At 68.3% G+C, this 21536-nt stretch carries 17 protein-coding genes; 11 read left to right on the top strand and 6 right to left on the bottom strand.

Features of this window, described 5'->3' with window-relative positions:
- Positions 1-23 precede the first annotated feature (23 nt).
- Positions 24-2516, top strand: a complete 2493-nt coding sequence (locus AC07PR_RS21880) for an ABC transporter permease (protein ID WP_495136539.1) — start codon at positions 24-26, stop codon at positions 2514-2516.
- 130 nt (positions 2517-2646) lie between these two features.
- On the opposite strand, the gene folD is transcribed toward AC07PR_RS21880, so the two are convergent.
- The 3 genes from folD to AC07PR_RS21865 form a co-directional block, all read right to left on the bottom strand.
- Positions 2647-3504 carry a bifunctional methylenetetrahydrofolate dehydrogenase/methenyltetrahydrofolate cyclohydrolase FolD gene (gene folD, locus AC07PR_RS21875; RefSeq protein WP_495136538.1) on the bottom strand — a complete coding sequence of 286 codons (858 nt, stop codon included), beginning with the start codon at positions 3502-3504 and terminating at the stop codon, positions 2647-2649.
- Positions 3505-3584: 80 nt separating this feature from the next.
- On the bottom strand, positions 3585-4217 hold the full coding sequence (locus tag AC07PR_RS21870) for a response regulator transcription factor (protein ID WP_067268997.1): 633 nt from the start codon (positions 4215-4217) through the stop codon (positions 3585-3587).
- Positions 4214-6850, bottom strand: a complete 2637-nt coding sequence (locus AC07PR_RS21865) for a PAS domain-containing sensor histidine kinase (protein ID WP_495136537.1) — start codon at positions 6848-6850, stop codon at positions 4214-4216. Before AC07PR_RS21865 ends, AC07PR_RS21870 begins: the two co-directional genes overlap by 4 nt.
- 351 nt (positions 6851-7201) lie before the next feature.
- Here AC07PR_RS21865 and aceE point away from each other — a divergent pair, with 351 nt between their 5' ends.
- The 4 genes from aceE (at position 7202) to AC07PR_RS21845 (ending at position 14495) form a co-directional block, all read left to right on the top strand.
- Positions 7202-9931 carry a pyruvate dehydrogenase (acetyl-transferring), homodimeric type gene (gene aceE, locus AC07PR_RS21860; protein ID WP_377156784.1) on the top strand — a complete coding sequence of 910 codons (2730 nt, stop codon included), beginning with the start codon at positions 7202-7204 and terminating at the stop codon, positions 9929-9931.
- 24 nt (positions 9932-9955) lie between these two features.
- Positions 9956-11647 (top strand): dihydrolipoyllysine-residue acetyltransferase, encoded by a 1692-nt coding sequence (gene aceF / locus AC07PR_RS21855; RefSeq protein WP_377156782.1) that lies wholly within the window; start codon positions 9956-9958, stop codon positions 11645-11647.
- Between the two features lie 110 nt (positions 11648-11757).
- A complete protein-coding gene (lpdA, locus tag AC07PR_RS21850) occupies positions 11758-13584 on the top strand; it encodes a dihydrolipoyl dehydrogenase (RefSeq protein ID WP_495136536.1) in 1827 nt (608 codons plus the stop codon).
- A gap of 26 nt (positions 13585-13610) precedes the next feature.
- On the top strand, positions 13611-14495 hold the full coding sequence (locus tag AC07PR_RS21845; RefSeq protein ID WP_483105447.1) for a delta(1)-pyrroline-2-carboxylate reductase family protein: 885 nt from the start codon (positions 13611-13613) through the stop codon (positions 14493-14495).
- Positions 14496-14615: 120 nt separating this feature from the next.
- On the opposite strand, the gene AC07PR_RS21840 is transcribed toward AC07PR_RS21845, so the two are convergent.
- A complete protein-coding gene (locus tag AC07PR_RS21840; RefSeq protein WP_483105448.1) occupies positions 14616-15482 on the bottom strand; it encodes an HDOD domain-containing protein in 867 nt (288 codons plus the stop codon).
- Between the two features lie 220 nt (positions 15483-15702).
- Between AC07PR_RS21840 and AC07PR_RS21835 the strand changes: the two genes are divergently transcribed.
- The 4 genes from AC07PR_RS21835 (at position 15703) to AC07PR_RS21820 (ending at position 18999) form a co-directional block, all read left to right on the top strand.
- Positions 15703-16326, top strand: coding sequence for a transglutaminase-like cysteine peptidase (locus tag AC07PR_RS21835; protein ID WP_495136535.1), 624 nt, complete (start codon positions 15703-15705; stop codon positions 16324-16326).
- A gap of 22 nt (positions 16327-16348) precedes the next feature.
- Complete coding sequence (locus tag AC07PR_RS21830; RefSeq protein ID WP_377156774.1) at positions 16349-18277, top strand: EAL domain-containing protein; 1929 nt, start codon at positions 16349-16351, stop codon at positions 18275-18277.
- A 108-nt stretch (positions 18278-18385) separates the two neighbouring features.
- Positions 18386-18718 carry a hypothetical protein gene (locus tag AC07PR_RS21825; RefSeq protein WP_495136534.1) on the top strand — a complete coding sequence of 111 codons (333 nt, stop codon included), beginning with the start codon at positions 18386-18388 and terminating at the stop codon, positions 18716-18718.
- Positions 18715-18999: a type II toxin-antitoxin system RelE/ParE family toxin gene (locus AC07PR_RS21820; RefSeq protein ID WP_495136533.1), complete on the top strand. Its 285-nt coding sequence runs from the start codon at positions 18715-18717 to the stop codon at positions 18997-18999. Before AC07PR_RS21825 ends, AC07PR_RS21820 begins: the two co-directional genes overlap by 4 nt.
- 13 nt (positions 19000-19012) lie before the next feature.
- Here the strand turns inward: AC07PR_RS21820 and AC07PR_RS21815 are convergent, their stop codons facing one another.
- Positions 19013-19561, bottom strand: a complete 549-nt coding sequence (locus tag AC07PR_RS21815) for an NUDIX hydrolase (RefSeq protein ID WP_377156768.1) — start codon at positions 19559-19561, stop codon at positions 19013-19015.
- Between the two features lie 52 nt (positions 19562-19613).
- Here AC07PR_RS21815 and maiA point away from each other — a divergent pair, with 52 nt between their 5' ends.
- A complete protein-coding gene (gene maiA / locus AC07PR_RS21810; protein WP_495136532.1) occupies positions 19614-20252 on the top strand; it encodes a maleylacetoacetate isomerase in 639 nt (212 codons plus the stop codon).
- Positions 20253-20298: 46 nt separating this feature from the next.
- Positions 20299-21126, top strand: coding sequence for a peptidoglycan editing factor PgeF (gene pgeF / locus AC07PR_RS21805; RefSeq protein ID WP_495136531.1), 828 nt, complete (start codon positions 20299-20301; stop codon positions 21124-21126).
- On the opposite strand, the gene AC07PR_RS21800 is transcribed toward pgeF, so the two are convergent.
- Entirely contained in the window at positions 21046-21396 is a 351-nt protein-coding gene (locus tag AC07PR_RS21800; RefSeq protein WP_495136530.1) for a hypothetical protein, read from the bottom strand. The two genes, pgeF and AC07PR_RS21800, sit on opposite strands and share 81 nt — an antisense overlap.
- Between the last annotated feature and the right edge of the window lie 140 nt (positions 21397-21536).

The raw sequence follows: 21536 nt of genomic DNA, 5'->3' as shown, positions 1-21536 counted from the left end.
GACCGCCGTCGTTATGGCGGCAGATGGGACTGCAGACCTGGCGCGACTTCCGCGCGGGCGAACTCCATCTGCTGATCCTGGCCCTGATGCTGGCCGTCGCCGCGGTGTGCGCGGTGGCCTTCCTGTCGGACCGGCTGGACCAGGGCTTGCGTCGCGACGCGGCGCAACTGCTGGGCGGGGACGCGGTCGTCGCCAGCGATCAACCGACACCCGCGCCGCTGAAGGAACTTGCCCAGCGCCTGAACCTGAGCAGCGTCGAGACGCTCAACTTCCCCAGCATGGCCCGCGCCAACGAGGACCAGGGCGGCGGCAGCCGGCTGGTGGCGGTGAAGTCGGTCAGCCCGCGTTATCCGCTGCGCGGCGCGCTGGCGCTGAAGGACGGCCGCCAGGTGGGCGCGCCGGCGGCCGGCACCGTGTGGGTCGATCCGGGCGTGCTGAGCGCATTGGGACTGAAGGTCGGCGATCCGCTGCTGCTCGGTGATTCGACGCTGAAGATTGCCGGCGAGATCTCGAACGAGCCCGATCGCGGCGCCGGCTTCATGAACTTCGCGCCGCGCGTGATGCTGGCGCAGTCGGACATCGCCGCGACCGCGCTGATCCAGCCCGCGAGCCGCATCACCTACCGCTTCGCGGTGATCGGCCAGGCGACCTCGGTGCAGCAGTTCAACGCGCAGGCCCGCCAGCAGATGAAGGATGGCAACTGGCGCGGCGTACGGTTGGAGTCGCTCGAGACGGGCCGCCCCGAGATGCGCCAGACGCTGGACCGCGCGACCAAGTTCCTGAACCTCGTCGCGCTGTTGGCCGCGTTGCTCGCCGCCATCGCGGTCGCGCTCGCGGCACGTGAATTCGCCAACCGTCACCTCGACGACTGCGCGATGCTGCGCGTGCTTGGCCAGCCGCAGCGCCGGCTGACCTGGGTGTTCACGCTGGAGTTCGCCACCGTCGGCCTGATCGGCAGCGCGATCGGCGTGCTGCTCGGCTTCCTGCTGCATTACGGCTTCATCGCGATGCTGGCGGGACTGATCGAGGTCAATCTGCCGGCGCCGGGCCTCTGGCCGGTGTTGCTGGGCCTGGGCATGGGCATGAGCCTGCTGCTCGGCTTCGGCCTGCCGCCGGTGCTGCAACTCGCGGCCGTGCCGCCGCTGCGCGTGATCCGCCGCGAACTGGGCCGACCGAAGATGGGGTCGATCGCCGTGCTGCTGGCCGGTGTCATCGGCTTCTCCGCGGTGCTCACGGCGCTGTCGGCGGACTGGCGCCTGGGGTTGTTCGCCACCGGCGGCTTCGCGGTCGCGCTGGGCCTCTTCGCGCTGCTGGCGTATGGCGCGGTGCTGGCGCTGCGTCGGCTCGTGCCGCAGGCCGGCGCGCCGCGCTGGCTGCTGCTGGCGACGCGGCAGGTCGCCGCGCGGCCGGCCTTCGCGGTGCTGCAGGTCGGCTCGTTGTCGCTGGGGCTGCTCGCATTGGCGCTGCTGGTGCTGATGCGCACCGACCTGATCGAGAGCTGGCGCGCCGCGACGCCGGTGAACGCGCCGGACCGTTTCGTCATCAACATCCAGCCGGAGCAGGGCCCGGGTTTCCGTGGCGATCTCGACAAGGCCGGCGTGAAGGACTACGACTGGTACCCGATGATCCGCGGCCGGCTGGTCGCCATCAACGGCGAGGCGATCAAGGCCAGCCGCTTCACCGAGGAGCGCGCCCAGCGTCTGGTGGAGCGGGAGTTCAACCTCAGTCACAGCGGCACGCTGCCGTCGCACAACCTGATCGACGGCGGGACCTGGACGGCCGAGGAGAAGGACGGCGTCAGCGTCGAGCAGGGCCTCGCGGAACAGCTCGGCCTGAAGCTCGGCGACACGATGCGCTTCGACATCGCGGGCGTGCTGGTCGATTCGAAGATCACCTCGCTGCGCAAGGTCGACTGGGGATCGATGCGGGTCAACTTCTTCGTGCTGTACCCGCGCGCGGAGATGCCGGAGCTGCCGGTCAGCTTCATCTCCGCGTACCGCTCGCCGGAAGGGCAGGGCGCCGCGGCGGCGCTCGATCGCCAGCTGGTCAAGGAGTTCCCCAACCTCACGCTGATCGACGTCTCGGCCGAGCTCAAGCAGGTGCAGCAGGTGCTGGAGCAGGTGATCATGGCCGTGCAGCTGCTGTTCGCGGTGGCGCTGGCGCTGGGCGTGGTCGTGCTGCTGGTGGCGGCGGTGGGGTCACGTGATGCGCGCACGCGGGAGTTCGCTTTGATGCGGGCCTTCGGCGCGTCGAGCGCGCTGCTCGCCGCGGTGCAGCGGGCCGAGCTGCTCGGGCTCGGGGCGCTCGCCGGTTTCCTCGCCGGCATCGCCGCCCAGGCGTTGGGGTGGGCACTGACGCACTACGCCTTCGACTTCGAATGGCAGTTCAAGCCCTGGGTGCTGATCGGCACGACCATCGGCGGTGCCGTGCTGGCGCAACTCGCGGGCTGGTGGGCGCTGCGCGGGGTGCTGCAGCGCCCGGTCGTCCAGACGCTGCGCGAGGCCGATACGAACTGACCTCTTCTTACCCCCTCTCCCGCTTGCGGGAGAGGGCAGGGGTGAGGGCCAGCGGCGGTGGCAGTACGGACGCGATCTTCAACGACAACGGGCGGCCACTGGCCGCCCGTTTGTCATGGTGCGATGAGGATCAGCGAGCGGCGGCAGCGCGCTCTGCCGACTCCATCGTATTGACCAGCAGCATCGTGATCGTCATCGGGCCGACGCCGCCCGGCACCGGCGTGATCCAGCCGGCGACTTCCTTGACGCCGTCGAAGTCGACGTCGCCGCAGAGCTTGCCTTCCTCGGTGCGGTTCATGCCGACGTCCAGCACCACCGCGCCCGGCTTGACCATGTCGGCGGTCAGCACGTTGCGCTTGCCCACCGCCGCCACGACGATGTCGGCCTGACGCGTGAAGTGGGCCAAGTCCGGCGTCGCGCTGTGGCAGACGGTCACGGTCGCATTGGCCTGCAGCAGCAGCATCGCCATCGGCTTGCCGACGATGTTGCTGCGGCCGATCACGACGGCGTGCTTGCCCTTGGTGTCATAGCCGATGAACTCCAGCATCTTCATGCAGCCGTAGGGCGTGCACGGCTTGAAGCCGTCCTGGCCGACCATCAGCGCGCCGGCGCTGGCGACGTGGAAACCGTCGACGTCCTTCTCCGGCGCGATCGCCTCGATGACCTTGTGCGCGTCGATGCCCTTGGGCAGCGGCAGCTGCACCAGGATGCCGTGGATCGTGGGGTCGTTGTTCAGCGCGTCGACGCGCGCGAGCAGCTCCGCCTCGGTCATCGTGTCCGCGTACTTCTCCAGCACTGAGTGCAGGCCGGCGTCCTCGCAGGCCTTGACCTTGTTGCGCACGTAGACCTGGCTCGCGGGGTTGTCGCCGACCAGCACCACGGCGAGTCCCGGCTTCACGCCCTTGGCCGTCAGCGCGGCGGCGCGCGTCGCCACTTCGGCGCGCAGTTGCTTGGACAGGGCGTTGCCGTCGATCAGTTGTGCGGTCATGTCGGTACTCCGGAACTCGAGAACGAAACTCTGAAATGAAAGAGGCCGCACAGGGCGGCCTCGGGGGATGCGGAGGGAACTCAGCCGGCCTTGGCCTGCGTGTTCGCGCCGAGCGCGATCTTCAGCAGATCGGCCACGGTGTTGGCGTTCAGCTTTTCCATGATGTTGGCGCGATGCGCTTCCACCGTCTTGATGCTGATGCCCAGGTCGTCGGCGATCTGCTTGTTCAGGCGGCCGGCGACGATGCGTTCCAGCACTTGCGCCTCGCGCGTCGTCAGGCGCGACAGCAGCGCGTCGCGGCTGGCCGCTTCCTGCTGCGTGGCGAAGGCGCCGCGGGCCTGGTCCAGCATGCGCTCGACCAGCGACAGCAGTTCCTCTTCCTTGAACGGCTTCTCGATGAAGTCGACCGCGCCCTTCTTCATCGTCTGCACCGCCATCGGCACGTCGCCGTGACCGGTGATGAAGACGATGGGCAGCGGGCTCTTGCGTTCGATCAGCTTGTCCTGGAGTTCCAGGCCGCTCATGCCTTCCATGCGGATGTCGGCGATCAGGCAGGCGACTTCGCGCGGGTCGTAGCGGCTCAGGAAACTCTCGGCGGAGTCATAGCACTTGACCCGGTAGTCCTTGCCTTCCAGCAACCATTGCAAGGAATCTCGCACGGCCTCGTCATCGTCGACGACATAGACGTTACCCTTCTTCGGAATCAAGCTCATGGTGTTGCTGCGGTGTTGTGTGCAGTGCCCGTCCCTGCGTCGCCGCTCTTGTCCAGAGGGGCGAGTGAAGACTCCGGACGCGGAATGTCCACGGGGATCGTGAAGGCGAACCGGCACCCGACGATGGACGGGCCATTGTAGAGGTTCTCGGCACGGATCCGACCCTGGTGGGACTCGATGATGGACCGGCATAACCCTAGGCCGATCCCCAATCCATCGGCCTTCGTGGAGAAGAAGGCCTCGTACATGCGCTCGATGACCTCGACCGGCAGGCCCGGTCCCATGTCGGTCACCGAGAACTCGATGTTGGCGCCGAGCTCGGCGGTGTGCTTGGGCACGACGCGCAGCTCGATGTGCCGGCGCGAGGGCGGCAGCGCCGCGTTGTCGATCGCCTCGGCGGCGTTCTTGAGCAGGTTCAGCAGCACCTGTTCGATCAGGATCGGATCGACGCGCATCACCGGCAGCCGCTGCGCGACGTAGGTGTGGATCTGCACGTTGCGCCGGCGCAGCTCGATGCCGGCCAGCTCGACCGAATCCTCGACGATTGACGCCGCGAACGCGGGCTGGCGCTGCGGTTCGCTCTTCTTCACGAAGGCGCGGATGCGGTGGATGATCTGCCCCGCGCGCTGCGCCTGCTTGGCGGTCTTCTCCAGCGCGACGATCAGGTCGTCCTTCTGGATGTTGTCGCCGCGCACGCGCGAGACCATGCCGTTGCAGTAGTTGGTGATCGCGGTCAGCGGCTGGTTGAGCTCGTGCGCGACGCTCGACGCCATCTCGCCCATCGTGATCAGCCGGCTGGTGACCTGCGCCTTCTCGGTCTGCTGCTGCTGCTGGGCCTCGGCATGCCGGCGCGCGGTGATGTCGGTGGCGATCAGCATCTGCGCCAGGCGGCCGTCGGTCCACTGCAGGTAGCGGGCGCGGACGTCGAACCACATGTCGAGCTGCGCGATGAACACTTCGCGCGAATCGCCGCCGACCTCGGTCAGGTGCTGCGCGGGCAGGCCGCCGTAGCCGTCGACGTCCTCTTCCTCGCCGTGGCCGCCGTCACCGCCGGCGCCTGCCACGTAGCCCGCCTCCTGCGTGCTCGTCGCGCCGGCCAGCCCGGCCGGCTGCGAGCCCGCCAGCATCGCGTGCCCCTTCGGATCGGCGCCGAACCACAGCCGGTAGCTGCGGTTGGCGAAGAGCAGTTCGCCCTGCTGCACCGACAGCACCGACACCGCCGCGTCCAGGCCTTCCAGCACCGTGGTGAAGCGCTCGTGCGAGGCCGACAGCTGGTCGCGCACGCGCTTGGCCTCGGTGATGTTGGTCATCGAGGTCATCCAGCCGTTCTGCTTGCCCTTGGGGTCGATCAGCGGCGAGACGTACATGCGGGCGTCGAAGATGCTGCCGTCCTTGCGCATCACCTTCACCTCGGAACCGCCGGCCGGGCTGCGGCCCTGCATCTCCTGCTGCAGCAGGCGCAGGTTCTCCTCGTAGCGGTCGGGCGGCCAGTAGGGGAAGGGCGGCTTGCGGCCGATCAGCTCGGACTCGGCGAAGCCCGTCATCGCGCAGAAGGCCGGATTGACGTAGCTGATGCGCGTCTCCAGGTCCATCGCCCGCATGCCGGTCAGCATGGAGTTCTCCATCGCGCGCCGGAAGTTGGTCTCGGCGGCGAGCGCGTTCTGCACCTGCGCGCGGCGGCGCATGTGCTTCCAGGTGCCGAGCAGCATCCAGACGGTCAGCACCGACAGCGCCATCACCATCCAGAACAGCGTGTTGGAGATCAGGCCGATCGACGTGCGATAGCCCTGGCCGCGCAGCACCAGGCCGGGCGCGGGGGTCATCGGCACCTCGTGATAGATCGGGGCGCGCGTGATGCGTTTGCCCGGCATCGGCGTGACCGTGCTGGCGACGACCTGCTCGCGGGGATCGAGCACCGCGACCGCGTGGCGCGAGGTCAGCTCGTTGGGGACCGAGTAGCGCAGCAGGCCTTCGACCGCGTATTCGGCGATCAGCACGCCGGCGAAACCGGCGCGGTCGCTCAGCGGCAGCTGCAGCTGGAAGACGGTCGAGTTGTTGGCGTCGGCGAACGAGGCCGAATACGTCCGCGTGCGCCGGTCGCGCGCGCCCTGGAAGGCGCGCTCGGGCTCGCTGTTGGCGTGGCCGTTGGGCATGGAGGGGTCGCTGCCCTCCAGCGTCATCAGCGACTCGGCCTGCTCGCCGATCGCCGCGACGCTGACGCGCTTCTCGCGGCGCGCGTTCAGCCAGGTGATGTGGGTGATCTCGGGCCGGTTGCGCGCGATCGCCATCGCGCGCTGCGTGAACTCGAGGTTGTCGATCGAGCGGTTGGCCAGATCGCGCTGCAGCGGGATCAGGAAGTCCTCGTTCTCGATCAGGCGGGAGCGGATCTGCTGCTGCGCCATCTCGGTGTCGCGCTTGACGGCCTCGGCCTCGCGCTCGATCTCCTCGTTGCGCAGGTACCAGAAGGCCGACACGATCGCCGCCAGGAACAGCACCACCGACAGCAGCGGCCCCAAGGTCGCGAAGCGGTCCTGCCGGGACGGGGACTGCCGGCGCCACCACGCCGAGATCAGGCGTTTGACGGGATTCAGGGCACGGCGCGCAAAGCCTTGGACATCGAGGCGGGACAACATGGGCGCGATTATCCCGGCGCGTTCAGCCCGCCCCGGGCCGGGCGGCCCCGGGGCATTCCCGATCCGGGCATTCCCGGATCGCATCGTGAAAGACATCCGTCACGAAACGAAGCCTCCAAAGGCTATTGCATTTCATGATATGGAAACGCATCGCGCTATTTGGAAAATGAGCGGCTTATGCGACACTCCGCCGCCATAGCCCTTCCGGTGGGGTTTGCCGCGTGCGAACGCATGACGGCGCACGCATGACGGTTCTCGCAAGTTCGGGCACAGTGACCCGTTCGAACCGAGAGCCTCGCGCGGCAACCAGCCCGCCAGAAGGCCGTGATTGAGATAGCTAGGAGACAAGACATGTCCGCGCAGCCCCAGTCGTTCCTCGGCGCAGCCGCCAATGACACCGACGCCCTCGAAACCAAGGAATGGCTGGACGCCCTGTCCGCCGTCATCGGTGAGGAAGGCGGCGATCGCGCCCACTTCCTGCTCGAGACCCTGATCGACCACGCGCGTCAGGCCGGCATCGACGTGCCCTTCTCGGCCACCACGGCCTACGTCAACACCATCCCGGCCGACAAGGAAGAGCGCTTCCCCGGCAACATCGAGATGGAAGAGCGCCTGCGCGCCTTCATGCGCTGGAACGCGATGGCGATGGTGGTGCGCGCGAACCGCCTGCATCCGGAAGACGGCGGCGACCTGGGCGGCCACATCTCGAGCTTCGCCTCGCTGGCGACGATGCTGGGCTGCGGGTTCAACCACTTCTGGCACGGCGACGACACCGGCGAAGGCGGCGTGCACGGCGGCGACCTGCTCTACATCCAGGGCCACAGCGCGCCCGGCATCTACGCCCGCGCCTTCCTGGAAGGCCGCATCACCGAGGACCAGCTGAACAACTTCCGCCAGGAAGTCGAAGGCAAGGGCCTGTCGAGCTACCCGCATCCGAAGCTGATGCCCGAGTTCTGGCAGTTCCCGACGGTGTCCATGGGCCTGGGCCCGCTGATGGCGATCTATCAGGCGCGCTTCCTGAAGTACCTGCACGCCCGCGGCATCGCCGACACCTCCAAGCGCAAGGTCTGGGTCTTCCTGGGCGACGGCGAGATGGACGAGCCGGAAAGCCTGGGCGCGATCGGCCTGGCCGCGCGCGAGAAGCTGGACAACCTGATCTTCGTCGTCAACTGCAACCTGCAGCGCCTGGACGGCCCGGTGCGCGGCAACGGCAAGATCATCCAGGAGCTGGAAGGCGAATTCCGCGGCTCCGGCTGGAACGTCATCAAGCTGATCTGGGGCTCGTACTGGGACCCGCTGCTGGCGCGCGACAAGCAGGAGCTGCTGCGCAAGGTCATGATGGAGACGCTGGACGGCGACTACCAGGCCTACAAGGCCAACGACGGCGCGTTCGTGCGCAAGCACTTCTTCGGCAAGCACCCCGAGCTGCTGAAGATGGTCGAGAGCATGTCCGACGAGGACATCTGGCGCCTGAACCGCGGCGGCCACGACCCGCAGAAGGTGTACGCGGCGTACCACAAGGCGGTGAACACCGTCGGCCAGCCGACCGTCATGCTGATCAAGACCGTCAAGGGTTACGGCATGGGCAAGATCGGTGAAGGCAAGAACACCGCGCACCAGACCAAGAAGCTGCAGGACGAGGACATCAAGGCCTTCCGCGACCGCTTCAACATCCCCATCCCGGACAGCGAACTGTCGAAGATCCCGTTCTACAAGCCGGCCGACGACACGCCGGAGATGCAGTACCTGCACGAGCGCCGCAAGACGCTGGGCGGCTACCTGCCCAAGCGCCGTCCGCAGGCGGAAGAGTCGCTGAAGGTGCCCGACCTGGCGACCTTCCAGGCCGTGCTGGATCCGACGGCCGAAGGCCGCGAGATCTCGACGACGCAGGCCTACGTCCGCTTCCTGACGACGCTGCTGCGCGACAAGGACCTGGGCCCGCGCACGGTGCCCATCCTGGTCGACGAGGCGCGCACCTTCGGCATGGAAGGCCTGTTCCGCCAGATCGGCATCTACAACCCCGCGGGTCAGAACTACACGCCGGTCGACAAGGACCAGGTCATGTACTACCGCGAGGACAAGGCCGGCCAGATCCTGCAGGAAGGCATCAACGAAGCGGGCGGCATGGCCAGCTGGATCGCCGCGGCGACGTCGTACTCGACGAACAACCGCGTGATGATCCCGTTCTACGTCTACTACTCGATGTTCGGCTTCCAGCGCATCGGCGACCTGGCCTGGGCGGCGGGCGACATGCAGGCGCGCGGCTTCCTGCTGGGCGGCACGTCGGGCCGCACGACGCTGAACGGCGAAGGCCTGCAGCACGAGGACGGCCACAGCCACATCCTGGCCGGCACGATCCCGAACTGCATCAGCTACGACCCGACCTTCGCGCACGAGGTCGCCGTCATCCTGCACTCGGGCCTGAAGCGCATGGTCGAGAACCAGGAGAACGTCTACTTCTACCTGACCCTGCTCAACGAGAACTACCCGATGCCCGGCCTGAAGGCCGGCACCGAGGAGCAGATCCTCAAGGGCATGTACCTGCTGGAAGAGGCCGTGCAGCCGCAGGGCGCGCAGCCGCTGACGGTGAACCTGCTGGGCTCGGGCACGATCCTGCGCGAGAGCCAGGCCGCCAAGAAGCTGCTCGAAGCGGACTGGGGCGTCGGCGCCAACGTGTGGTCCTGCCCCAGCTTCAACGAGCTGGCCCGCGACGGCCAGAACGCCGAGCGCTGGAACCTGCTGCACCCGACCGAACTGGCCTGCGTGCCCTACGTGACGCAGCAGCTGAGCAAGGTGCAGGGTCCGGTGATCGCGTCGACCGACTACATGAAGAACTACGCGGAGCAGATCCGCGCCTTCATCCCGGCCGGCCGTTCGTACAAGGTGCTGGGCACCGACGGCTTCGGCCGCAGCGACTTCCGCTCCAAGCTGCGTGAGCACTTCGAGATCAACCGCCACTACATCGTCGTGGCCGCGCTGAAGAGCCTGGCCGACGAGGGCAAGATCCCGCAGGCGAAGGTGGCCGAAGCCCTCAAGAAGTACGGCATCAACGTCGACAAGATCAACCCGCTGTACGCCTAAGCGTCGGACTCGGAGACAACACAAATGGCATTGGTGGAAGTCAAGGTTCCCGACATCGGGGACTTCAAGGACGTCGCGATCATCGAGTTGCTGGTCAAGCCCGGCGACACGGTGAAAGTCGAACAGAGCCTCCTGACCGTCGAGTCCGACAAGGCCTCGATGGAGATCCCGTCCTCGGTGGCGGGCGTCGTCAAGGAGGTGAAGGTCAAGATCGGCGACACGATCAACCAGGGTGACCTGATCGTCGTGCTCGAAAGCGATGCCGCGGGTGCTCCGGCGCCGGCCGCCGCCGCGCCCGCTCCGGCGGCCGCTGCTCCGGCGCCCGCGCCGCAGGCTGCACCCGCAGCGGCGCCGGCCGCCGCGCCGGCCGCTGCCGCTGCACCGGCGGGTGCCGTGGACATCGTCGTGCCCGACATCGGCGATTTCGACGAAGTCGCGGTGATCGAGGTGCTGGTCAAGGTCGGTGACACGGTCAAGCAGGAGCAGAGCCTGATCACCGTCGAGAGCGACAAGGCCTCGATGGAGATCCCGTCGTCGCATGGCGGCGTGATCAAGGCGCTGCTGGTCAAGCTCGGCGACAAGGTCGCCAAGGGCTCGAAGATCGCCGTGATCGAAGCCGCTGGCGGTGCCGCCGCCCCGGCTGCTGCCGCGCCCGCTCCGGCGCAGGCTGCCGCCGCGCCGGCTCCGGCCGCCGCCAGCGCGCCGGTCGCGGCGCCGTCGGACCGTCAGGTCCCGACCGCCGCGCTGCCGCCGCACGAGCCGACCAAGCCCTCCGGCAAGCTGCCGCACGCGTCGCCGAGCATCCGCAAGATCGCCCGCGAACTGGGCGTGCCGCTCGACGAGGTGAAGGGGTCCGGCGCCAAGGGCCGCATCACCGAATCCGACGTGCAGGGCTTCGTCAAGGCCGTCATGGCGGGCACGACGCAGACCGTCGCGCAGAAGGCCGCGGCGCCCGCCGGCGGCGCTGCCGGTGGTGGCGCCTTCCCCGGCCTGCTGCCCTGGCCCAAGGTCGACTTCGAGAAGTTCGGCCCGGTCGAGCGCAAGGACCTGTCGCGGATCAAGAAGATCAGCGGCGCCAACCTGCATCGCAACTGGGTCACGATCCCGCACGTCACCAACCACGACGATGCGGACATCACCGAGCTGGAAGCCTTCCGCGTCCAGCTGAACAAGGAGAACGAGAAGTCCGGCATCAAGGTCACGATGCTGGCCTTCATGATCAAGGCGACCGTGGCGGCGCTGAAGAAGTTCCCCGAATTCAACGCCTCGCTCGACGGCGACACGCTGGTCCTGAAGAACTACTTCCACATCGGCTTCGCCGCGGACACGCCGAACGGCCTGGTCGTGCCGGTGATCCGCGATTGCGACAAGAAGGGCATCTTCCAGATCAGCCAGGAGATGTCGGAGCTGGCCAAGAAGGCCCGCGACGGCAAGCTCGGCCCGGCCGACATGACCGGCGGCTGCTTCTCGATCTCGTCGCTGGGCGGCATCGGCGGCACCTACTTCACGCCGATCATCAACGCGCCGGAAGTCGCGATCATGGGCGTGTGCAAGTCCTCGACGCAGCCCGTGTGGGACGGCAAGCAGTTCCAGCCGCGCCTGATCCTGCCGCTGTCGCTGAGCTGGGACCACCGTGTCATCGACGGCGCGTCGGCCGCACGCTTCAACGTGTACTTCGCGTCCCTGCTGGCGGACTTCCGCCGCATCGTTTTGTGATGGGCACCCGGCGGCGGGATACCGCCGCCACCCGCCGGGCGGGTGCCCGGCCGCCTTGGGGCGGCCCGGCGCCGGCCGGGCGCGCTAAGAATCCATGAGTGAAAGACAACATGGCACAAGTTGAAGTCAAGGTTCCCGACATCGGGGACTTCAAGGACGTCGCGATCATCGAAGTCCTGGTCAAGGTCGGCGACACGGTGAAGGTCGAGCAGAGCCTGGTGACCGTCGAGTCCGACAAGGCCTCGATGGAAATCCCGTCCTCCGTCGCCGGCGTGGTCAAGGAACTCAAGGTCAAGCTCGGCGACAAGCTCAACCAGGGCGACCTGCTGGTCGTGCTGGAGAGCGATGCCGCCGCTGCTCCGGCGCCGGCCGCTGCTGCGCCGGCTCCGGCCGCAGCGGCGCCTGCGCCCGCTCCGACGGCTGCGCCTGCGCCCGCCCCCGCGGCGCCGGCTCCGCAAGCCGCGACCTACACCGGCCCGGCCGAAGGCGAGTACGACGTGATCGTGCTCGGCGGCGGTCCTGGCGGCTATTCGGCGGCGTTCCGCGCGGCCGACCTCGGCCTCAAGGTCGCGATCGTCGAGCGTTACGCCACGCTGGGCGGCGTCTGCCTGAACGTCGGCTGCATCCCGTCCAAGGCGCTGCTGCACGTCGCGGCGGTGATGGACGAAGTCAAGCATTTCGCCGACCTGGGCGTCTCGTTCAGCGAGCCGACCGTCGAGCTGCCCAAGCTGCTCGCCCACAAGCAGAAGGTCGTCGGCAAGCTGACCGGCGGCCTGGCCTTCATGGCCAAGGGCCGCAAGGTCACGGTCGTGCGCGGCTACGGCACGCTGCTGGACGCCAACCACCTGTCGGTCGAGGAGACCAGCGGCGAGGCCCAGGAGCGCACCGGCAAGACCCAGACGCTGAAGTTCAGGAAGATCATCCTGGCGGCCGGCTCGCAGGCGGTGCGCCTGCCCTTCATGCCGAACGACCCGCGCGTGATCGACTCGACCGGCGCGCTCGAGCTGACCAGCCGCCCCAAGCGCATGCTGATCGTCGGCGGCGGCATCATCGGCCTGGAGATGGGCACGGTCTACTCGACGCTGGGCGCTCGCCTGGACGTCGTGGAAATGCTGCCCACGCTGATGACCGGCGCGGACCGCGACCTGGTCAAGGTCTGGCAGAAGATGAACGCGCCGCGCTTCGACAACATCATGTTGAACACGAAGACCGTGGCCGCGGAAGCGACGCCCGAAGGCATCAAGGTGACCTTCGAAGGCGAGGGCGCCCCGAAGGAACCGCAGGTCTACGACCTGGTGCTGCAGGCGGTGGGCCGCACGCCCAACGGCAAGAAGATCGGCGCGGACAAGGCCGGCGTGATCGTCAGCGATCGCGGCTTCATCCCGGTCGACGTGCAGATGCGCACCAACGTCGCGAACGTCTTCGCCATCGGCGACATCGTCGGCCAGCCGATGCTGGCGCACAAGGCGGTGCATGAGGGCCACGTGGCGGCGGAAGTCATCGCCGGCGAGCTGCTCGGCGACGAGGCGCTGGCCAAGTCGCGCTTCGATGCGCGCGTGATCCCCAGCGTCGCCTACACCGATCCGGAAGTGGCCTGGGTTGGCGTGACCGAGGATGAGGCCAAGGCCCGCGGCATCAAGGTCAAGAAGGGCCTGCTGCCCTGGTCGGCCTCCGGCCGCGCGATCGCCAACGGCCGCGACGAGGGCTTCACCAAGCTGCTGTTCGACGAGGAGACCCACCGCATCATCGGCGGCGGCATCGTCGGCACGCATGCGGGCGACATGATCGGCGAGATCGCGCTGGCCATCGAGATGGGCGCCGACGCCGTCGACATCGGCAAGACGATCCACCCGCACCCGACGCTGGGCGAGTCGATCGGTCTGGCCGCGGAAGTCGCGCACGGTTCGTGCACCGACGTCCCGCCGCCGCGCAAGTAAGCGCCGTCCACGGAGCACGCGCCCGGATGCTGGTCCTCGACGCCGCCGCGACTTCGCGCGCGCTCCCGTGGTCCCCCCTGATGGAGGAGATCGCGACGGTCTGCCGCGAGCATCGCGACGGCCGGCTCACCTGTCCGCCGCGGCAGGTGCTGCCGCTGCGCCAGGACGGCGTGCTGCTGGTGATGCCCTGCCTGAGCGACACGCTGTCGATCACCAAGCTCGTCAGCGTGCATCCGCTCAACGCGGCGCTCGGCCTGCCGACGATCTCGGGCGAGGTCGTCGTGCTGGACAGCCGCACCGGCCAGCGACTGGCGGTGCTGGACGGGCCCGCGCTGACGGCGCGCCGCACGGCGGCCGTCAGCATGCTGGCGCTGCAGCACCTCATCCGCAAGGCGCCGCGCCGCGTGCTGGTAGTCGGCGGCGGCGTGCAGGCGCGCGCGCATGTGGAGGCGCTCCAGGCGCTGCATCCGCAGGCGACGATCCACGTGCAAGGACACCAGACGGTGCCAGGTTTTGTCGAGGAGCTCGGCGTCGAGCCGCTGCCGGCGGAATCCCAGACGCGTCACCCCTGGGACGTGATCGTGTGCGCGACCACCAGTCGCGTGCCGGTGCTGCGTCCCGGCGTGGGCGAGGGCGCGGTGGTGATCGGTGTCGGCGCGTTCCGCGACGACATGGTGGAGCTGCCGCAGGAGCTGGTCCGCGGCGCGCAGATCTGGGTCGACGACCCGGTCGGCGCGCAGGCCGAGGCCGGCGACCTGATGGCGGCCGGCCGCTTCGAGCCGCAGGACGCGCTCGACGACCTCGTGCTCGGTCAGCGGCCTGTGAACGACGGCCGCACGCGGCTCTTCAAGAGTGTCGGTTGCGCGCGTTGGGACCTCGCGGCTGCCCGTGTGGCCGTACGCGCCACCTGACCGTCGCACGCCACGCCGACGCCCACCACGAGCTGGAGGCTTGCGGGGCCAGGGGGCCGGCCCGATTTGTGGAGCCTGCGAGACGTATGAGGGCCGGCCCCCTGGCCCCGCAAGCCGAACTCAGGCCTCGTCCAGCAACGGACGCAGTGCGTCGTCCCACTGCTCGAGCTCGTCCTCCGACAGGTGCAGCCAGGCCAGCGCCGCGTCGCGGTTGGCGGCCCAGTCGACGTCCTCGTCCAGCCCCTCGTGCTGGCGCATCAGGTGCTCGGCGATCAGGCCCGCGGCGATCAGCGAGCGGATCTCCGGCTCGATGCTTCCGTCCTTCAGCGCCTCGAAGTCGTGATGCAGGCGGATCGCCGTCATCAGTTCGGGCGCGAGGTGCCAGACCTTGATCACGAGCGCGCCGACGACGGCGTGGTCGGTGCGGTGGTTGGCGTTCTCCGTCGCGATGAAGGGGCGGTCGATGCGGGCGGCGGCTTCGACCATCGTCGCGCCATAGCCGCGCACGCTCTGCAGCAGCACCGGCATGCCGACATGGCAGAACAGGCCATAGCTCTGCGCCAGGTCGACGCGCATGCCGGGCAACTGGCCGGCGATGAAGCCCATCGCGACCGAACGCTTGGTCGATCGCTGCCAGAAGCGCAGCAGGTGCGGGCTGTTGACGGGGATCGCATGACGGACCAGGAAGGCCTGCATCAGCGCGACACTCTCATCCAGGCCCAGGCGGTACATCGCCTGGCCGACGGTCGTGCAAGGCACGTTGCCTGCCACCAGATGCAAGGGGCTGTTGGCCACGCGCAGCAGCGTCGCGGACATGGCGACGTCGGCGGCGGCGACGCGGCCGACTTCATGGAGGTCAGGCTGAGGCAGTGCCATCACCGCGCGCAGGCGCTGCAGCAGCTCGGGGCAGGGCGGAATCTGGATCTGGCGCAGCGGGCCGTTGGCGCGTGCCTGATCGAGTTCCTGGCGGATGGCTTGGGTCTTCATGTGAGAGCCGGATTATCCCGGCGCTCTCCGACCCGAGGCGCGCGGGGGATGCGGCAAATTGCCGCTTGTCGGAAGGGGCGTCCCCGGGGGCGCATCGCATGTCGCACTTCGCCCGCCAGAGCGCGCCGGGGCAGATACATTGCAGCGCATGTCACGTTTCGTCACTCGTGCAACGTCACGCGCAGGCCGGACAATCCGGCCGGCGCAACGGGCGTTGGCCGTGCTGGTGTCCGCGGCGGGCCTGTGGTCCGCGCTGGCCTGGGGGTGGGACCAGGACAAGCTGACCGAATCCGCGGCGAAGCTGTCGCCGAAGACGCAGGCGTCGGTGAAGGCCATGATCCAGATGGCCGATCGCGCGGCGGCGATGCCCGAGGAACGCGACCGGCTGACGGCGGTCAACAGCTTCTTCAACCAGCGGGTGGCGTTCAAGGACGACATCGAGGTCTGGGGTCAGGTCGACTACTGGGCCACGCCGCTGGAGATGCTGGACAAGGGCGCCGGCGATTGCGAGGACTACGCGATCGCCAAGTACATGAGCCTGCTGAGCGCCGGCGTGCCGCAGTCCAGGCTGCGGATGGTGTACGTGCGGGCGCAGTTCCAGGGCCGGTCGCAGGCGCACATGGTCCTGGCCTACTATGCGCAGCCGGAGGCGGAGCCCTTGATTCTGGACAATATCAATCCGGAGATCCGGCCCGCGTCGCTGCGGCCGGACCTGACGCCGGTGTTCAGCTTCAACGGCGAAGGTCTGTGGAGCGGCGTCGGCGCCACGACGGCGGGGAATCCGCTGGTCCGTCTGTCGCTGTGGCGCGACCTGCTGGCGAAGGCGAAGGCGGAGGGCTTCTGATGGGCGACGGAGAATTCAAGACATGTCCCTGATAAGACAAATCTGGTGGCTGGTCCTGGGCGCTGTACTGGCTTCGGCGCTGGGCGGCGTCGCGGTGAGCACCTGGTCGCTGCGCGAGCTGCTGCAGACGCAGGCGCAGCTGAAGAACGCCGACAACGCCAATGCACTGGCGCTGGCGCTGTCGCAGCAGAAGGGCGACGCGGAGCTGATGTCGCTGCTGATCTCGGCGCAATTCGACGCAGGCGCGTACGAGAGCGTGCGCTGGCGTGACGGCAGCGGCGCGCAGGTGTTCGAGCGCCATCTGGAGACGCCGCAGGTCTCGCACGCGCCGCGATGGTTCGTCGCGCTGCTGCCGCTGGACGTGGCGCCGGGCGTGGCGAAGGTGTCGGACGGCTGGAAGGCCGCCGGCGAGATCGAGTTGCGCGGCCAGACCGGTTACGTGCACGAGGCGCTGTGGCGCGCGACGCTCAGCACGGCCCTGTGGCTGATCGCGGTGGGCGTGTTGACGGGCGTGGCGGCGGCGGCGGTGCTGGCGCGGCTGCGCCGGCCGCTGGACACCGCCGTGCGGCAGGCCGAGGGCGTGTCGCAAGGGCGCTTCGAGACCGTGCTGGAGCCGCGCGTGCCGGAGATGCGCAAACTCACGAGCGCCATGAACACGATGGTGGTGCGCACGCGGCAGATGTTCGAGGCCCAGGCCGAGCAGCTGCGCACGCTGCATCACCAGTTGCTGTGCGACGAGTTGACGGGCCTGTCGCACCGGCGGCAGTTCGTGGCGGAGTTGAACTCGGCGCTGGAGCGCGACGACGGTCCGCTGCGCGCGGGCCTCGTGCTGGTGCGGCTGCGGGACCTGCAGGGGCTGAACCAGCGCCTCGGGCACGGCGCGACGGATCAGGCGCTGACGGCGATCGCGCAGGCGCTGCGGGTGTATCCGGAGCAGGTGCGCGGCTGCCTCGCGGGGCGGCTCAACGGCTCGGACTTCGCGTTGTGGCTGCCGGCGCCGAACGTGGTCGGCGACACCGCGCAGGCGTTGGCCGATGCGCTGCGGGCCGGCCTGCAGAACCTGGGCTCGGGCGTCGGCGTCGCGCTGGGCGCGGTCGAGCTGATGCGAGACCAGCCGATGAGCGCCTGGTTCGCCGCGGCCGACGCGGCGCTGGCGAAGGCCGAGCAGGGCGAGGGCGTCGTGCTGGAGCTGCGCGAGGCGCCGCCGTCGGACGAGGTCGCGCAGGGCGAGCGGGCGTGGCGCGCGCTGATCTCGGACGCGCTGGCGCATCAGCGCAGCCGGCTGCTGGAGTTCCCGCTGATCGGACGCGAGCGTCAGGTCTTGCATCTCGAATGCCCGCTGCAGCTGAAGCTGAATCCGGTCGGCGAGTTCGAGCCCGCGGCGCGCTGGTTGCCGTTGGCGCTGCGCCATCGGCTGAGCGCCGAGGCGGACCTGCAGGCGCTGGCACTGGCGCTGCAGGCCACGCAGCGTGACGGGCGGATGCGCTGCGTCAACGTGGCGCCGGCGTCGCTGAACGACGGCAGCTTCATCGCCCGTGCGCGCGAACTGGTGCAGGCCGCGCCGGCCGCGGTGCGGCGGCAGATCGGCCTCGAACTGGCCGAGCCGGCGGCGGTGCAGCACTTCGAGGCGCTGCAGGAACTCGGTCGTCAATTGCGCCCGTTGGGCGTGCAGCTCGGCCTCGAACACGCGGGGGCGGGACTGGCTCAAATCGACCGTCTTTTCCAGGCCGGACTGGACTACGTGAAGCTCGACAGCTCGGTGGTCAGCGGCGTGTCGGCGGACGTGGCGCGCGCCGCTTTCGTGCGCAGCCTGGTGGTCATGCTGCGCAGCCTCTCTCTGAAGGTCTATGCGGAAGGCGTCACCGATGCGCTCGACGCACAGGCGCTGTGGGATTGCGAACTCGACGGCATCACCGGGCCGTGGGCGTCGGCGCAGGAAATCAAGCCCTGACTCATCGAAGTCGGTGAATCGCTTGACCTCCGTCAAGCACTCTTGCCAAGTGTTTTGAAGCTCTGAGAATCGGCGCCTTCCTCTTGTTTTTGAAAGAGCAGGCGCAGAATGTCCGCACTCCTACAGCCCCTTGAATTCTTCATGCCCCGCGTCGATTTCAATGTCCAGATCGATGAGCAACTGAAGGCCCGCGTTGAGACGCTGGCCGCTTCGATCTGCGTGGACATGAACGAACTTGTCGAACATCTGGTCAAGCGCTGGATCGAACGCACGGCGCCAGAGGAGCCCGACGTCACAGTGGAAGAGGTGTTGCAGGAGCGGCGTCTCGATAACGGCGTCAAGGCGTCTCTGCGTGGAGATGTGGTTCCCGACGAGGAGATCGAGGCCGAGCACGCTCAGATGATGGCCGACATCCGTCGTCGTCAAGGAAGTGCCGGGTGAGGGCCCGGTGGACCCGCGAAGCCCGTGCCCAACTCAATCATCAAGTCCGTTACCTTGCGGAACGCAGTCAACAGGCAGCCGATCGGCTCTACCTGGATGCGCACGCCGCGGCGGACCTGATTACTCGACATCCGGAGTTTGGCCGGCCCATCGAACCTCGCGTGCGGGAGTGGGGAATTGGCAAGGACAAGCGCTACGTACTTCGCTACGTTCCCAAGGTCCTGGTCGTAGACATCGTGGAGTTCTGGCACACGGCTCAAGAGCGATCGTTGCCAGCATGAGCAAGGAGCGCCATCAGTCGATATCCGCCGTATGCAACGGATACCCGTTGCCGCTGCGGCGGTCCTCGAAGAAGCGCTGCAGCGCTTCGCGGATCGTGTGGAAGGCGATCTCGTCCCAGGGCACTTCGTGCTCGTGGAACAGCTTCGCTTCGAGGGTCTCGGGGCCCGGATCGAACGCCGGGCTCAGCAGCTTCGCGCGGTAGAAGGTGTGCACCTGCCCGACGCGGACCACGTTCATCACGCAGTACAGGTTCTGCAGCTCGATCTGCGCGCCGGCCTCCTCGACCGTCTCGCGCGCCGCGCCTTCGGCCAGCGTCTCGCCGAGTTCCATGAAGCCCGCCGGCAGCGTCCACTTGCCGAGCCGCGGCTCGATCGCGCGCTTGCACAGCAGCACCTGATCGCCCCACACCGGCAAGGTGCCGACGACGTTCAACGGGTTCTCGTAATGGATCGCGCCGCACGCGGTGCAGGTCGCGCGCTCCCGGTTGTCATCGGCCGGGACGCGGTATTCGATCTGGCCGCCGCAGGTGGGGCAATGCTGGTAGCGCCGCGCTTGGAACATGGCCCGCAGTGTACCGGCCTCCGCCAGGGCCTCCGTGGCATCATCGCCGGCCATGGAGCTCTACAACTACTTCCGTTCGTCCGCCTCGTACCGCGTCCGCATCGCGATGGCGCTCAAGGGCCTGGACTTCGACTACAAGTCCGTCCACCTCGCGAAGAACGAACAGTTCAACGAGTCCTACGCCGCCGTGTCCGCGTCGCGCCTGGTGCCGCTGCTCAAGGACGGCGACGCGCTGGTCACGCAGTCGATGGCGATCATCGAGTACCTCGACGAGACGCACCCCGAGCCGCCGCTGCTGCCCGGCGACGCGCTGAGCCGCGCCTACATCCGCGCGCTGTCGCAGGACATCGCCTGCGAGATCCATCCGCTGAACAACCTGCGGGTGCTGCGCTACCTGGTGAAGGATCTTGCTGTCGGGGACGACAACAAGAACCGCTGGATCCATCACTGGGTCGAGAGCGGGCTGGCGGTCGTCGAGCATCGCTTGAAGGTCGAAGGAAGATCGGGCCGCTTCTGCTTCGGCGACAGCCCGACCATGGCCGATTGCGTGCTCGTGCCGCAGATCTTCAATGCGCAGCGTTTCAACAGCCGGCTCGATCACGTGCCGACGGTCATGGCGATCTTCGAGCAGTGCATGGCGCTCGACGCCTTCAACAAGACGCAACCGAGCGCCTGCCCCGATGCCGAGTGAGGTGGGCAAGCCGAACGGCATGAGCGGCGCGAGCGACATGAGCGGCATGAGCGCAGATGAGGCGTTCACCGCGACGTCGCCTCCGGACTGGCTGCGGCCGGCTTGGAGCGTGTCGCACGTCGATGCCTTCATGACCACGCGCGCTGGCGGCGTCAGCGGCGGGCCGGAAGCGCCCGACGATCAACGCGGCTTGGCGAGCCTCAACCTCGGACGCTCGGTCGGCGACGATCCGGCGCATGTGGCCGAGAACCGCCGGCGTGTCGCGGTCGCCATTGGCGGCCTGCCCGTGTTCCTGAAGCAGGTGCATGGGACCACCGTGCTGCGACTTCGCGCCGAGCATGCGCTTCCCGGCGCCGATCCCGAGCCTGCCGACGCCGCCGTCAGCACCGATCCCGCGCTCGCCTGCGCGGTGATGGTGGCGGACTGCCTGCCGGTGCTGTTCGCCGGACCGGGCGTGGTGGGTGCCGCGCATGCGGGCTGGCGAGGTCTCGCGGGCGGCGTGCTGGAGAACACCGTCGCCGCGATGTGCGAGGCCGTGCGCTCCGAGCCTCGCGAGATCAGCGCCTGGATGGGCGCGTGCATCGGACCGGCGCAGTTCGAGGTCGGTGCCGACGTGCTCGCGGCCTTCGGCGCGGAGCCGCGCCATCAGGATCAGCCGATGTTCCGCTTCCAGCCGAACGAACAGGGGGAGGCGCGTTGGCGCGCCGATCTCTACGGCCTGGCGCGGCGAAGACTCGAAGCGCTCGGCATCGCCGCCGTCAGCGGCGGCGGCTGGTGCACGCTCAGCGAGCCGTCACGGTTCTTTTCGTTCCGCCACGAACGCGTCACCCGACTGCGCAGCGGGCGCATGGCTGCGGTCATCCGGCTGCGCTGAGGCCGGCGCGGCCGCCTGCATCGGACTCGACGTCGGCATCGGCGCAACATCGCCTTCGCCGTCGTCATGCGGCTTTCCGGACGCTTCGGCCTTCCGGCGTGCGGCGCGCCGCCCGGGCGTGCCCATCAGGTACATCACGATCGATAGCGGTACCACGCCGTAGAACACGAAGGTGATCAGTGCGCCCAGCACCGAACCCTGCGAGCTGAAGGCCTCGACGATCGCCATCATCAGCACCACGTACATCCAGGCGATGGCCACCAGATACATCAACGATTTCCTCGGCTCTTCGCGACAGCAGCGTCACGCGGGGGTAAGCTGGTCGGGCTACAAAGCGCCTGAGCATATGCGAAGCCTCCCCGTCGATCCGCGTGACCGGCTGTGGCAAGCTTCTTGCTCAGGTCGGCATG

The sequence above is a fragment of the Roseateles sp. GW821-FHT09H11 genome (assembly GCF_059415845.1).
This window is presented reverse-complemented; position numbering and strand designations above follow the sequence as displayed.

Bases quoted from the DNA above. Each gene is read 5' to 3' on its own strand.
- AC07PR_RS21880 (WP_495136539.1), top strand. From the start codon at position 24: ATGGGACTGCAGACCTGGCGCGACTTCCGCGCGGGCGAACTCCATCTG.
- folD (WP_495136538.1), bottom strand. From the start codon at position 3,504: ATGACCGCACAACTGATCGACGGCAACGCCCTGTCCAAGCAACTGCGC.
- AC07PR_RS21870 (WP_067268997.1), bottom strand. From the start codon at position 4,217: ATGAGCTTGATTCCGAAGAAGGGTAACGTCTATGTCGTCGACGATGAC.
- AC07PR_RS21865 (WP_495136537.1), bottom strand. From the start codon at position 6,850: ATGTTGTCCCGCCTCGATGTCCAAGGCTTTGCGCGCCGTGCCCTGAAT.
- aceE (WP_377156784.1), top strand. From the start codon at position 7,202: ATGTCCGCGCAGCCCCAGTCGTTCCTCGGCGCAGCCGCCAATGACACC.
- aceF (WP_377156782.1), top strand. From the start codon at position 9,956: ATGGCATTGGTGGAAGTCAAGGTTCCCGACATCGGGGACTTCAAGGAC.
- lpdA (WP_495136536.1), top strand. From the start codon at position 11,758: ATGGCACAAGTTGAAGTCAAGGTTCCCGACATCGGGGACTTCAAGGAC.
- AC07PR_RS21845 (WP_483105447.1), top strand. From the start codon at position 13,611: ATGCTGGTCCTCGACGCCGCCGCGACTTCGCGCGCGCTCCCGTGGTCC.
- AC07PR_RS21840 (WP_483105448.1), bottom strand. From the start codon at position 15,482: ATGAAGACCCAAGCCATCCGCCAGGAACTCGATCAGGCACGCGCCAAC.
- AC07PR_RS21830 (WP_377156774.1), top strand. From the start codon at position 16,349: ATGTCCCTGATAAGACAAATCTGGTGGCTGGTCCTGGGCGCTGTACTG.
- AC07PR_RS21825 (WP_495136534.1), top strand. From the start codon at position 18,386: ATGTCCGCACTCCTACAGCCCCTTGAATTCTTCATGCCCCGCGTCGAT.
- AC07PR_RS21815 (WP_377156768.1), bottom strand. From the start codon at position 19,561: ATGTTCCAAGCGCGGCGCTACCAGCATTGCCCCACCTGCGGCGGCCAG.
- maiA (WP_495136532.1), top strand. From the start codon at position 19,614: ATGGAGCTCTACAACTACTTCCGTTCGTCCGCCTCGTACCGCGTCCGC.
- pgeF (WP_495136531.1), top strand. From the start codon at position 20,299: ATGAGCGCAGATGAGGCGTTCACCGCGACGTCGCCTCCGGACTGGCTG.
- AC07PR_RS21800 (WP_495136530.1), bottom strand. From the start codon at position 21,396: ATGTATCTGGTGGCCATCGCCTGGATGTACGTGGTGCTGATGATGGCG.